We start from the raw sequence: 15,397 nt of genomic DNA, 5'->3' as shown, positions 1-15,397 counted from the left end.
CTCATCTATTTTAAAGTGTTATTTTTTTAAGTCAGCTATGATATTAGCTTTTAATTTATCAATTGTAAATCCAAATTGTTCAAATAAATCATTTGCAGGTCCACTTGCTCCAAATGTATCCATTCCATAAACTTTATGCGCGAATCTATAATATTCTAAACCACGTGCTGCTTCAACTGCAAATACTTGAGTATTTTTATCAATTACTTGGTCAATATAAGCTTGATCTTGTTCTAAGAATAAGTCAAAACAAGGAACAGAAACAACATTTGCAATAATTCCTTCTTTTTCTAATGCACAAGATGTTTGTAATGCTAACATTAACTCAGATCCTGAAGCCATAATAGTAATATTTGCATTTTCTCTTTTTTTAAGTAGATAAGCACCATTTGCAACTTCACCAAACTCTTTTTTATCTTTTAATACAGTTAAACCTTGTCTTGAACAAACAAATGCAGTTGGTGCATTCATTGTTAAAGCTTTTTTCCAAGATGCAACATTTTCAGTAGCATCAGCTGGTCTAAATGTATAGAAGTTTGGTAATGCTCTAAATTGAGATAATTGCTCAATTGGTTGGTGTGTTGGTCCATCTTCTCCAACACCAATAGAATCATGAGTCCAAACAAAGTGTTGAGGAATTGATGCTAATGCAGCAATTCTAGCAGCTGGTTTTAAGTAATCTGAGAATACGAAGAAAGTAGCTGAGTAAACTTTGTATAAACCGTAAAGGTTCATTGCATTTGCCATTGCTGCCATTGCGTGTTCTTTAATACCAAAGTGAATATTTCTTCCATTTGGAAAATCACCTTCACCTTTTAATTCAGTTTTATTAGATGGTCCTAAATCTGCTGAACCTCCTAAAAATCCTGGAACTGCTGCTGCAATTGCATTTAATATTTTATGATTTGAATCTCTTGTAGCTACTTTTGTATCAGCTTCAAATGTTGGGTATTCAATCGCATCATAATTTGGATTTTTTAGTTCTTCAATTTTTGCTTTAGTTTCTGCACTTAAAGAATCATTCCATTCATTTTCAGCAACAGAACCTGTGATTAATTTATCAAAAGCACCTTTTACATCAGCAGGAACGATAAATTTTTCATCTGGATTAAAACCAGCTTTTTTCTTAGAAGCTTTTATATCTTCTTCACCTAATGGAGCACCGTGAGCGTGGTGTGAACCTTCCATTGAAACTGAACCTTTTCCAATTAAAGTTTTTGCAATAATCATTACAGGTTTTGTAGCAGCTTTTGCTTGAACAAATGCTTTTTCAATTTGATCAAAATTATGTCCATCAATTTCAATTACTTCAAAATCAATACCTTGGAATCTTTTTTTAACATTTTCACTCCATGATAAAGAAGTACTACCTTCAATTGTAATAGAGTTTGAATCATAAATAATAACAAGATTATCAAGTTTTAAATGTCCTGCAGTTGCTGTTGCTTCATAAGAAATACCTTCTTGTAAATCTCCATCTCCACATAAACAGTAAACTTTATGATTTATAACATCAGAACCTAAAGTATTTTGTGCATATTTTGCAGCCGATGCAAAACCTACAGCATTTGCAATACCTTGTCCTAATGGTCCTGTTGTAATTTCAATACCATGAGTATGTCCATATTCTGGATGTCCTGGAGTTTTTGAGTTAGTTTGTCTAAAATTTTTTAAGTCATTTAATGAGATATCAAATCCCCAAAGGTGTAATAATGAGTATATTAAACCAGTAGCGTGACCACCAGAAAATACTAATCTATCTCTGTTTAACCATTTATCATTTGCTGGGTTTATATTTAAGTGTTGGCTTAAAACTGTAGCAATATCAGCTAATCCCATAGGTGCACCTGGATGTCCTGAGTTTGCTGCTTGAACCATATCTGCTGCTAAAAATCTTATTGTATTTGCTTGTTTTTGTAATAATTCTTTTGACATAATTATCCTATTTATTTGATGGGTTTTCTGTATTTTTGAGATTATATCTAAAATTGATTAAATACAATATGAAGTGTTTTACTTAAGATTTTGGAATAATAACTGTAAAAATGGCACCATCTTTATTATTTTTTACTTCAAGTTTACCATTCATATTATTTTCAATAATTAATCTTGACATAAATAGACCAATTCCTGAACCATTAATTTTTTCATAAGTAAAAAAAGGGTCAAAAACTTTTTCTATTGGAGTGATTTTTATTCCACCTGCATTATCTTCAATTTTTGTAATAATATCATTTTTATTTTCTGATATTGTGATTTTGATTTTTGGATTTTGGATTTTTCTTTGGATTAATACATCTCTTGCATTATTTAAAATATTTATTAAAACTTGTGAATATTCATTTTTATAACCTAGCATATGAGTATTTTTTTGAATTATAATATCAAGTTTAATATCATGTTGTTTTAAACTACTACTTATAATATTTACAGTTGAATTAATTTGTTCTAAAATCTCAAAATTGATTTTTTCTTTTTCTTTTAAAAAAAAGTTTTTAAAATCATCAATAGTATTTGACATATATTTTGTAATATCATTTAGTTTTTGAATTGAATTGAGTAGTTCCTGATTGTCTAAAGGAATATCCATATTTATTTTAGCTTCAATTGGAAGAAATATTGAAGAAATTTCCATTAGAGGTTGACGCCATTGATGTGAAATATTACTTAACATCTCACCCAATGCCGCCATCTTATTTTGTTGAAAAAGTAGCTTATCTTTTTCTCTATTTTTAGCTACTTCTTCTTTGACTCTTTTTTCTAGTTCTTTATTATGGTTTTCTAATTGTAAAAATTCATCTATCTTTGTTTGTCTCATATTTAAAAACCCAACTTTATAAAAAATTAAAAAAGATACAAATAGGAATTTATCCTATTTGTACATTATACAATAGGTGTAGTGTCTATATCATCATCAATTAATAATTTAACTGTTGAATTTGCACCAGTTCCAGTATAAACAGTATAATTTACACCATCTACTTGTTCTGTTCCTGCATTTGACCAATCACTTGGAGTATCAAGTTCTACAATATCTCCATTATCACCTTTTATTACTAATTCTTGATCATCTTGAAGTAATATATCATCTAGTTCAATAATCATTTTATCATCTACTGAATTATTTTCTAAATCAATGATATCTATACTAGAATCTAATTGAAGAGCTGCACTTAAATCAATATCTTCATCATCTGGTGTATTTACAATTGGTTCAGTTGGTTCTGGTCCTTCTGGAATAGGACTACTTTTTAATAATTCTACAACAGCAATATCACTAACTGTTTCACTATCTGTTAATCCTTGAGCATCTGTTACATCTATTGTAATACTTGTTAATAAATCTATATTTGTTCCTAAAAGATCATCTAATAATCCTTCATTATCTAATTCAATATGAGATAACAATTCATTAAAATCACTATTTGTTGCTCCTGCATCTGATGTAATTGTTATTGAACTTGTACCATTACCAATTATTGTAAATCCAGTTGTATCCGCACCTAATCCCATATTAAAATGTAATTCTCCTGTTAAAGATCCTAATCCTAACCCTGCTAATAAACCACTTGATGAAATTGTTACTGTTTTAATCTCATTATTTGGATCAAATACTACAAATGTTTGTTTTGATTCTAGAGTAATTAAATCTAACACATTTGCATCAACAGCTCCTAATAAAGAATTACCATTATCATATATAGCTGCAATTGGTGCATCTTCATTAAAGTTATTAGTATTATTATCATTAGTTGACAATAAATCTAAAACTAATAAGTCCTCTGTTTTTGCACTATGACTTTCACCTTTACTATCTGTAACTGACAATGTTATATTTGTTAATAAATCTAGATTTATTCCTAATAAATCATTTAACAATCCTGTATACTCCATATCAACATTTGATAATAATGCATTAAATGCATTACTTGTTGTCCCATTTGCTTCTGTTGAAGTTATTGTTATTGAATCTGTTCCAGAGCCAGTTATTATAAATCCTGATGTTGTTTGAAGATTAAATACTAATTCTCCTGTTAAAAACCCTAATAAACTTGATACTAATCCTGAAGAATTAATTGTTACACTTTTTATATTATCATCAGCGTCATACACTGCAAACTTTTGATTTGATTCTAATACAATTAAATCTGCAACATTTATATCTATTAATCCTAATAAAGGAGCTCCATCTTTAGCAATAATTGCATAAGGTCCACTATTTGCAACTATTGTAGCTGTATCTTCTCCTTTATCAGAAATATTACCAACAGCATCTGTAATTATTGCAGATACAATTATATCAGTACCAGCTTCTGGAGCTACTCCTGATAGTGATAATCCATTATTAATTATTTCTTGAGTTATTAAATAATCTGTTATTGTTCCATTTGGAGCAGTTACTGATAAAGTATCTCCTACTGCTGCATCAGATGGAACTGTAATTGTTACATTTAATAGTCCTTCTAGCTCATTTACACTTATCAATCCATCATTATTTGTATCTTCTGTAATAATAACAGTAGGTGCACTTGTACCAGCTGTATCTAACGTTACTTTATCTTCACCTGCTAAAGATATATTCCCTGCTATATCTCTAATTTTAGCTGATACTTCCATTGTAGTATTATTTGCAGATGCAGGATAAGCTATTATCAATTTGCCAGAATCATACATATCCTGAGTTATTGTATATTCACTTTCATTATTATTTATTGCATATGGATTTGTTACTATTAAGGTATCTCCAACTACAGCATTATCTGGAAGTGTAATTGTTACATTTACTAGTCCATCTAATCCTATTTCAGATGTACTTAACACTTCATCATTATTTACATCTTCACTAAATTCTACAGTTGGAGCATCACTTGATGAAAGATCTAAAGTAACAGATGCTTCACCTTTATCAGATACATTCCCTACTGCATCAACTATTACAGCAGACACTGTTACATCTTCACCATCTGCTGGGGCAGGATATGTTAAGTTTAATCCATTATCAATAATATCTTGTGTTATTTCATGATCTGTTGTAGTCCCATCTGGGTTTGTTACTATTAATGTATCTCCTACTTTAGTTTCTGTTGGAACTGTAATTGTTACATCTATCAATCCATCTGCACTTAATTCATCTGCATTAATATATCCATCATTATTTGCATCTTCTGTTATTACTACTGTTGGTGCAGTTGGCGATGTTCTATCTAAAGTTATTAAGCCAACACCCTCTTCAGATATATTACCAACTTTATCTGTAATTGTTGCAGATACTTTAACTTCACCATCTTGTGCAGGTGCTGGATAACTTAAGGGTAATCCATTATCAATAATATTTTGTGTTACTGTATATTTACTTATTGTTCCATCTGGGTTTATTACTGTTAATATATCTCCAATCTCAACATCATTTGGCATAGTAATTTTTACATCTATATCTCCTTGTAACTCTTCTGCAGTTACTATACCATCACCATTTGTATCTTCTGTAATAATTACTATTGGTGCTAATGCAATTGTATCAAGCGTCACAGAATCACTTCCTTTTGCAGAAACTGTTCCTAGTGAATCAGTAACTACTGCTGATACAGTTATACTTGTACCTTCTGCTTGTGTTGGATAACTTAATGCTAATCCATTTGTAATCATATTTTGTGTTATTGTGTAATCTGTAGTACTTCCATCTGGGTTTGTTACTGTTAATATATTTCCAGCTATTGCTTTACTTGGAATATCTATTGTTACATCAATATCTCCATCTAATTCATCAGAGCTAATTATTCCATCATTATTTACATCTTCTATTATTGTTACAACTGGTGCATCTGTTAACACTGGTTCTATAACTAATATCTCTGCTACTAGCAAGTCACTTGCTGTTGCACTATCTGTTAATCCCTTACTATCTGTTACTGTTAATGTTATATTTGTTAATAAATCTACATTTATTCCTAATAAATTATCTAATAATCCTGTATATTCCATATCAACATTTGCTAATAATGCGTTAAATGCATCACTTGTTGTTCCATTTGGATTTGTTGAAGTTATTGTTATTAAATCTGTTCCAGATCCTGTTATTGTAAATCCTGTTGAATTTGGAAGATTGAATACTAATTCTCCTGTTATTGATCCTAATAACCCTGATAACAATCCTGATGAACTAATTGTTACTGTTTTTATATTATTATCTGGATCATATACTGCAAATTGTTGAGTATCCGATAATATTATTAGGTCTGCGACATTTGCATCTATTAATCCCAATAATGCATTCCCATGCTCTTCTATTATTGCTATTGGGGCATGATTTAAGTCCCCTATTGTTGCACTATCTTCACCTTTTGCAGAAACAGTCCCTTTTGAATCAGTAACTACTGCTGATACAGTTATACTTGTACCTTCTGCTTGTGTTGGATAACTTAATGCTAATCCATTTGTAATCATATTTTGTGTTATTGTGTAATCTGTAGTACTTCCATCTGGGTTTGTTACTGTTAATATATTTCCAGCTATTGCTTTACTTGGAATATCTATTGTTACATCAATATCTCCATCTAATTCATCAGAGCTAATTATTCCATCATTATTTACATCTTCTATTATTGTTACAACTGGTGCATCTGTTAACACTGGTTCTATAACTAATATCTCTGCTACTAGCAAGTCACTTGCTGTTGCACTATCTGTTAATCCCTTACTATCTGTTACTGTTAATGTTATATTTGTTAATAAATCTACATTTATTCCTAATAAATTATCTAATAATCCTGTATATTCCATATCAACATTTGCTAATAATGCGTTAAATGCATCACTTGTTGTTCCATTTGGATTTGTTGAAGTTATTGTTATTAAATCTGTTCCAGATCCTGTTATTGTAAATCCTGTTGAATTTGGAAGATTGAATACTAATTCTCCTGTTATTGATCCTAATAACCCTGATAACAATCCTGATGAACTAATTGTTACTGTTTTTATATTATTATCTGGATCATATACTGCAAATTGTTGAGTATCCGATAATATTATTAGGTCTGCGACATTTGCATCTATTAATCCCAATAATGCATTCCCATGCTCTTCTATTATTGCTATTGGGGCATGATTAATATATAAAGTCGCTGTATCACTTCCTGTATCTGATACATTCCCTGCTAAGTCTGTAATTACTGCTGATACTGTTATACTTTCACCTTCTGCTGGTGCTTGATATTCTAATGCTAATCCATTTGTAATTATATCTTGTGTTATTGTGTAATCTGTAGTACTTCCATCTGGATTTGTTACTCTTAATATATCATTAACTAATGTTCCATTTGGTACTGTTACTTTTACATCTACTATTCCATCAGTACTTAATTCTGATAAGCTAATTATTCCATCATTATTTGCATCTTCTGTTATTACTACTGTTGGTGCAGTTGATATCATTGTTGTATCTAGAATTGCTGTATCACTTCCTGTATCTGATACATTCCCTGCTAAGTCTGTAATTACTGCTGATACTGTTATACTTTCACCTTCTGCTGGTGCTTGATATTCTAATGCTAATCCATTTGTAATTATATCTTGTGTTATTGTGTAATCTGTAGTACTTCCATCTGGATTTGTTACTCTTAATATATCATTAACTAATGTTCCATTTGGTACTGTTACTTTTACATCTACTATTCCATCAGTACTTAATTCTGATAAGCTAATTATTCCATCATTATTTGCATCTTCTGTTATTACTACTGTTGGTGCAGTTGATATCATTGTTGTATCTAGAATTGCTGTATCACTTCCCACATCAATAGGCTCTAATGGAATTATTGATTCAGAAAGGTTAAACCATCTATCACTATCAGCAATACCTGATAAAGAAGTACTTCCATCTGCTCCTAAAATAGAATCAAAATTAGAACCATTACTAGTTGTACCATTTTCATTCCCAGCTCCAGCAGCACCTAATGAATCAACAAGTGATTGAAAATCAGTAACTAAAATAAGAGAATTATCATCTGTTCCTGTAGAAGATTTTGAAGCTAAAGCTTCTAAACTATCTAAAATTTCACTTCCATTAAAAGCATTATTTTCTAAAATTGTATCAATTTTATCATTGTCAATATTTTTATTAATAATTAATGCCGTAGGATTATCAGTATTATTGTCATTTATTTGTAATAAAGGAACAATATTATTTAATTCTATATTTATTGTTTTACCACCAACATTAAATACTAACGAAATTGATTCTTGACCATCTGAAAAACTTAATTCATAATTTGAAAAACCACTTGAAAAAATATATTGTTGACCTTCTATAACATTGAATTCTAAATCTTCATTTACATCAATAACTTTGCTTGCACCAAATCCATCTTTTATTGTTAGTTTCATTCTATATCCTTTTTTCTATCTTATAATTCAATATTAATATTTTCATTAATTAATAGCTTAACTAAAGAGCTATCACCCACACCTTGATAAACTTTATATGTTACACTATCTAGTATTTCAATTGAGTTTTCAAGCCACTCATTCATATAAATTCTTGTAACATTTTTAGTAATAAGTAAATTATCATCGATAATCATTTACTGACTTTTCCTTCAATAAAATTATTTATATTGTTATATTACAAGAATAAAGTCTCTAAAAAGTTTTATAAATAATTTTTTTTAATTTTTTTGGAAGAAAAGATAACTAAATATTAGTTATCTTTCATGTAAAGAGTTTTCTTTTACTTTTAAAATTGGTTTTAGTAAAAAATCAAGAATAGATTTCTTTCCAGTAATAATATCTACACTTGCAACCATTCCAGGAATAATTGGAAGTTTAATACCATTTCTTTCAAGATAATTTTTATCTGTTTTAACTAAAATTCTATAGTAACTTTTACCCTCTTTAGATTCTTTATCAACAATACTATCTGCTGAAATTTCAATTATCTTTCCATCAAGTCCACCATAAATAGAAAAATCATAAGCTGTAATTTTTATAATAGCTTTTTGACTGGGATTTATAAAAGCAATATCTCTTGGATCTATTTTTGCTTCAACTACTAAAGCATCACTTAATGGTACAATTTCAACTAATTCCATACCAGATTGAACTACTCCACCAATTGTATTTACATTTAATTGTTTGATAATACCATCAACAGGGGAAGTTATAACGGTTTTTGCAACTTTATCTTGATCACCAACAAGTTTTGCTTCAAATTTATTAATTAATCCTGCAGTTTTTTGTAACTCATTGGATGCCTCAGCTTTAAAAGTATTTATTTTTTCACTAATTCTACTTCTAGCTTCAGTAATTGCATAATTAGATCTAGAAATTGATAATCTAGCAGTATCTAAGTCACCTTTAGTTTGAGTATATTCTTTTTCAATATTTAATAAATCATATTTAGATTTAACTCCCCTTGAAACAAGTTTTTTAATAGTTTTTCTTTGCTCAGTAATATAACCTAAACTCTCATTTAATCTATGAATATTACTTCTTATTTCTTTTAATTCTTGTCTCTTTTGGCTAGCTTGATTTTCTAATACACGAACAGATGATTTAAGTTCTCTAAATCTATTTTCTAATAATAAAGTCTCATTAATATCATATCTTGAACTATCTTTTAAAACTTTTTCATTATATTTTATTTTTGGTAATGGTTTATTAACATCAATTCTTGATTCAATTTTAAGTCTTGACATTACTGCTAATAAAGATAAATACTCTTGCTTGCTCTCTTCTAATGTAGCTTTAAATCTAGTTGTATCTATTTTCATTAATGCATCACCGTGTTTAACAGTTTGCCCCTCTTTAATAAAAATTTCAGAAATTATACCACCATCCAAAGATTGAACAGTTTGTATTTTATCAGTAGGAATAACTTTCCCATTTCCTCTTGCTAACTCATCAATTTCAGCAAAAGCTGCCCACAAAATGAGTGAAGAAAAGATTACTGTAACCAATACAAAAATGATATTTGATGTTCTTGATGCTTCTTTATTAGAATTTGCATAACTAGAATAAACAAATTCTAAGTCATCTTCCTCTTCATCATTAACACCATAAAGTTTTTTTATCCAGTTAATAAAACCTTTTTTAGGATTTCTAATTTCTTTTGCAAAATTTTTTTTATTATAGTGTTCTTTAATTTCTTTAGTATTACTAGGCTTTGTATCTTCTTTAGGTTCATTAGTGTATTCAATTACTGTTAAATGATCATCATCAGATTTTTTATTTATATCACTCATAACTAACCTGCCTTCGTTTTAAATACTTCATTTTTAGGACCATCAACAATAACTTGCCCATTTTCAAGAATAATAACACGATCTACTAGTTTTAAAAGAGATGTTTTATGAGTAACAACAATAAGTGTTTTATTTTCAATTATATTCATCATCCTATCAATAAATTGTTTTTCTGTTTGTCTATCCATTGAATTTGTAGGCTCATCTAACATAATAATATTAGGATCAGAGATTAAAGCACGAGCTAGAGTTACAGATTGTCTTTCTCCTCCTGATAACCCCTCACCTCTTTCTCCAACAAGAAGATCATATCCTGCTTCATGCTTACCTAAAAAGTCGTCTAATCCAGCAACTTTTGAAACTCTTAATAACTCTTCATCAGATACAAACTGTTCACCTATTGTAAGGTTATCTTTAATTGAACCCATAAATAAAAATGGTTCTTGTGGAACACTTCCAATTGCATGACGTAAATCTGTAGGGTCAATTTGTCGTGTATCTAATCCATCAATCAAAACAGAACCAGATGTTGGAGAATATAAATTTATAATCATTTTTAATAATGTAGATTTACCAGAACCAATTTTCCCCAGAATTGCTACTTTTTCACCTTTTTTAATTTTTAAATTAATATCTTTTAATGTTTGGTGATTTTGATCTTTATATGAGAATTGGAGATTTTTCAATTCAATATCACCTTTTAAATTAGGTCTACTTATATATGATTTATTCTCTTTCTCAACAGGCATATTCATAACTTCATCTAAATTATCCAAAGATAACATAGTTCTATCAAATTTAATAATCATACCAACTAATTGAGAAACAGGAGCAATAACTCTACCGTTTAAAATCATAGCCGCAATTATTGCACCCATTGTAATTTCACCATCTTTTGCTAAATAAACACCACCTGCAACAATTGCGATATTTGAAAATTGAGAAATAAATGCAGTAAAATATGTAATACTTTGAGATAAAAAATGACCTTTTTCTGCATAATGTACTGTTTTATTAATAGATTTATCCCAATGAGTCTTCATTCTATTTTGTGCTTTTACACTTTTTATGATTTCTAAACCTGCAACAGTTTCAATTAATGTAGTATGTTTAATTTGGTCTTCTTTTACAGTCTTTTCAATAATTGTCTTTAATGGTCGCTGTAAATACCAAGAAAATATTATTGAAATCACGACAGTTGCCAAAGTAATATAGGCAAGAGGTCCTGCAATATAAAAAATTACTAGAATAAAAATTATAATGAAAGGTAAATCTACAACAGCTGCAAGGGTAGCAGATGTAAAAAATTCTCTTACACTTTCAAATGATTGTAATCTACTTACAAATTGCCCAGTTGAAGCAGGTTTTGCATCCATCTTAATATTTAATATATGATTAAATATTTTATTTGACATAATAGTATCAGCTCTTTTACTAGCAATACCTAAAAAATGTGCTCGTAAAATTTTTAATAATAAATCAAAAAACATAACAATTGAGATTCCAATAAATAATGCCCATAAAGTTTCAATTGCATTATTAGGTAAAACTCTATCATATACGTTCATAGTAAAAAGTGGCGTTGCTAAAACAAATATATTTATAAATAAAGAGACTATAATAACCTGCTTATAAATACCCTTATTTCTAAATAATGTTCCCCAAAACCACTCTTTTGGACTATCAACTAAAACTTCTTTTTCAATTCTATTATTAAAATTATATTCAGGTTTAATAATAATTATTTCACCTGTATACTCTAATTCTAACTTAGGAATACTAATCATTGTCTCACCTGAACTTAAACCAGGTAAAATAACATTAGCTGTTCCTTCAGCTAAATCATAATCAAGTAATACGCAAGCTCTATTCTTATCTAAAATTAAAACTGAAGGTAATGCAAGTTTCGTGATATTTTTTAAACTTTTTCTTTTTACAGTTCTTCCAATTAATCCAATTTTAGCGGCAGCTTCATGGAACATTGAAATATTCATTGAGGTATTATGGATAGGTAGACCAAAAGTTAATGACTCAGCTGATGTTTCTCTTTTATGAAATTTAGATAAAAAAAGTAGACAACCTAAAAGGTCATCCACTTTTCTTCTATCTTTTAAATTTGTTAATGTTTCATTTTCTCTTACATTTGAATCATTAGTTTTCATATTTGCCTTTTTTCAAGATTAGTGATATTTTTTATATAGTTTTTGATGTTTACTAATGTTATCAATATAAGGTTTACCAGCTTTTAAATCTTCTGAGAAGTTAGCAATTGCAGCTTTTGCTTCTTTAACAGAATCAAATACACCATAAATAACTTTTGCACTTTTCATACCTGGTCCAAATTCATATGTATACGCTTGACTAGAATCAAGTCCTTTTCTAGCTACAAATTCATTTGCTTTTAATAAACCATTAGTTGTTGCAATATTAATTGTATATTTTCTTGGTGAAGCATCTAAGAATGATAAACTTTTAACTTTTTCAATACTTTGTCCAACAGGTTTATTTGAAGCAATAGGTCTATTTACACTTACACTTTTTACTTCATCATCACCTAATAATACATTTAATTCATCAGATTCAGCATCTCTATTTGGATCAATTTTTGTTTCATTTTCTAACATTTGTGAAACTTTTTTACTTTTAACAACCTTATTTGCTTTAACTGCAAAATTATCAGAATTAATATCAGCTGAAGATAATACTGTTTCACTTAACATTGACGTATTATTCAATAATTCATAATAATTTACATATAAATCAAATTCTCTATTTACTAAACTCTTTTGAGCTTCATATAAATCAAGTTGAGCATCTAATATATCAACAAAAGTTCTAGTACCCGCTTCAAATTCACTTTTATATACATCAACAATATTTTCATTTGCTACCACATATTTTTTAAGTACTTCAATTCTGTCTTTATTTTTCATAAAACTTTGATAATTAACTTTAGCTTTTTCTACAACCTTATTTGTGATTGCATCTAATCTATCTTTTTGTTCTGCTAAGAATAATTCTTCTTGTTTTGAAATAGCATAATCAGATCCACCATTGTAAATATTCCATGATAAATTAATTCTTCCATAAACTTGATCTTCTTTACCTTCTTCATCCAATTCTAAATCACTATCTGTTAAAGCTTTTAATTCTAAATTTAAATTAGGTAAAAAAGTAGCATCAGCTTGTGCTATTTTTTCTCTTTGCGCTTTAATTCTTTCAATTTGTTCTAAAACTTCATTATTTCTTAATACTGATAATTCAACAGCTTTTTGTAAACTAGTAGGAATCTTACCTAAATCAATAAATGGTCTATTTTCATCACCATCAGCTTCCATACCAATATATCTTTTAAATGTACTAAGTCTTGAACTTCTTAAATCTTTTTCTTCTAAATATTTTTCTTTTAAGAAATTTAATTTTGAATCAACTTCATAAGTTTCTAATACTTCACCACTGATTGATTCTTTTTCTTTTGCAATTAATAAGTTTTCTTGATTAGTTCGGATCATATCTTTTGTTAAAGCTAATAATTCATTATATTGAACTAATCCTGTATAAGCTGTAATAGCTTCTAAAACAACATTTTCAATATTCGTTCTAGTTTTATATTTATTTGCAAGTTCATTGTGTTTTGCTTCTCGAACTCTACTTGGAGTCAAATCACCATCATAAAGCATTTGATTTAAAGCAATACCAAAATTATATCCATCTTCTTGATCAGAACCATCAGTTAAACTTGAAGAAGAGTCATAATCTTTTTCAGTATTACTTTTTTCTAGTGTTCCATCAATATCAATACGAGGATAATAGTTACCTCTTCTTTCATCAACATATTTTCTAAATGCTCTTTGATTGTTCTTTTCAGCTATAACTTCAGGATTTGTAGTCAAAACCTTTTCAACACTATCTTTTAAGCTAATAGCATGTAGTGATGTACTTGCAAGCACAGATATACAAGTAAATTTTAGTAGTTTACGAATATTCATATCGTTTTCCTTTTATATAATTAGTGAATGTAAAAATAATTTTCTTCGTAACTTTATTAAAGTTTAACTTAATATTTGATAAATCTATAGTCTTTCTATTATATTTATGAAATACAACATAACAATATTTTAATAAATTCTAGTATTAAATAAGTTATGTTATAATTTATTTAATGCTTTTAAGGTAATATAATGAATTATAATAATAATGAAAACTTAAATTTCAATAATATACTAAGAAATTTAAATGTTTTGTATATAGAAGATGAAGATAATATACGAAAGAATGTTTCTCAAACTTTAGCTTTACTCTGTAAAGAAGTTTTTGATGTAGCAAGAATTGAAAAAGCTAATGAAATATTAAATAACTCACATATTGATATAATAATTTCTGATATTAATCTTGATGGAGATAATGGCTTAGACTTTATTGAAAGAATTAGAATTAAGAATAAGATAATACCTGTAATTTTTATAAGTGCGTATACAGACACTAACTATTTATTACAAGCCACTAAATTAAAATTAATAGATTATTTAATAAAGCCTATTGATTTTAAAATGCTAAAAAATGCTTTAATAAATTGTGTACAAGATATCATTGATAATTCAAGATACATTATAAACTTTCCAAATAATATCAATTATAATGTATTACAAAAAAAATTATTTAATACTTTAGAAAATAAAGAAATCGGATTAACATCAAAAGAAATATTACTATTAGATTATTTAATAAAATTTAATAATAGAGTAATTCCACAAGAAGAATTAAAAATAAATATATGGGAAGATATGTTTGATGCAAGTGATTCAGCTTTAAAGAATTTATTAAATAAAGTAAGAAAAAAAATAGGTAAAGAAAGTATAAAAAATATATCAGGAGTGGGATATAGAATAAAACTATAAAAAATCTGAAATTTGAGCTAATTTATAAATAGAAATCAAGCATAAAACGCGCGCAAAAAAAAAGCTTAGCTTAAAACACTAGAATAAGTGTAAAAAGCTAAGCTAATTTGAATAAATACTCAAGAGCTGGCAGTGACCTACGTTTCCGACAAGGGGACCCTGCAGTATTATCAGCGATGAAGAGCTTGACTTCCAGGTTCGAAATGGGACTGGGTATTTCCTCTTCTCTATAACCACCAGCAAAACTGAGTAATCAATATA

The 15,397-nt window shown here is 28.3% G+C and carries 8 protein-coding genes and 1 rRNA gene; 1 reads left to right on the top strand and 8 read right to left on the bottom strand.

Features of this window, described 5'->3' with window-relative positions:
• Positions 1-18: 18 nt before the first annotated feature.
• The 7 genes from tkt to D9T19_RS05005 form a co-directional block, all read right to left on the bottom strand.
• Positions 19-1,968 carry a transketolase gene (tkt, locus tag D9T19_RS05030; RefSeq protein WP_228197972.1) on the bottom strand — a complete coding sequence of 650 codons (1,950 nt, stop codon included), beginning with the start codon at positions 1,966-1,968 and terminating at the stop codon, positions 19-21.
• Positions 1,969-2,017: 49 nt separating this feature from the next.
• Entirely contained in the window at positions 2,018-2,818 is an 801-nt protein-coding gene (locus D9T19_RS05025; RefSeq protein WP_121627130.1) for a sensor histidine kinase, read from the bottom strand.
• A 65-nt stretch (positions 2,819-2,883) separates the two neighbouring features.
• On the bottom strand, positions 2,884-8,382 hold the full coding sequence (locus tag D9T19_RS05020; protein ID WP_121627129.1) for a beta strand repeat-containing protein: 5,499 nt from the start codon (positions 8,380-8,382) through the stop codon (positions 2,884-2,886).
• Between the two features lie 20 nt (positions 8,383-8,402).
• Positions 8,403-8,579, bottom strand: coding sequence for a hypothetical protein (locus tag D9T19_RS14515; protein WP_162984546.1), 177 nt, complete (start codon positions 8,577-8,579; stop codon positions 8,403-8,405).
• Positions 8,580-8,699: 120 nt separating this feature from the next.
• Entirely contained in the window at positions 8,700-10,238 is a 1,539-nt protein-coding gene (locus D9T19_RS05015; protein WP_121627128.1) for an HlyD family type I secretion periplasmic adaptor subunit, read from the bottom strand.
• A gap of 2 nt (positions 10,239-10,240) precedes the next feature.
• A complete protein-coding gene (locus tag D9T19_RS05010) occupies positions 10,241-12,400 on the bottom strand; it encodes a type I secretion system permease/ATPase (protein ID WP_121627127.1) in 2,160 nt (719 codons plus the stop codon).
• Between the two features lie 18 nt (positions 12,401-12,418).
• Positions 12,419-14,227 carry a TolC family protein gene (locus tag D9T19_RS05005; RefSeq protein ID WP_121627126.1) on the bottom strand — a complete coding sequence of 603 codons (1,809 nt, stop codon included), beginning with the start codon at positions 14,225-14,227 and terminating at the stop codon, positions 12,419-12,421.
• A 192-nt stretch (positions 14,228-14,419) separates the two neighbouring features.
• Between D9T19_RS05005 and D9T19_RS05000 the strand changes: the two genes are divergently transcribed.
• Complete coding sequence (locus D9T19_RS05000) at positions 14,420-15,136, top strand: response regulator transcription factor (RefSeq protein ID WP_121627125.1); 717 nt, start codon at positions 14,420-14,422, stop codon at positions 15,134-15,136.
• 124 nt (positions 15,137-15,260) lie between these two features.
• Here the strand turns inward: D9T19_RS05000 and rrf are convergent.
• Positions 15,261-15,377, bottom strand: a 5S ribosomal RNA gene (gene rrf / locus D9T19_RS04995).
• Positions 15,378-15,397: the final 20 nt, after the last annotated feature.

This window comes from Poseidonibacter antarcticus (assembly GCF_003667345.1).
GTDB lineage: Bacteria > Campylobacterota > Campylobacteria > Campylobacterales > Arcobacteraceae > Poseidonibacter > Poseidonibacter antarcticus.
The sequence above is the reverse complement of the archived record's forward strand: the minus strand, read 5'-3'. Positions and strand labels throughout refer to the sequence as shown.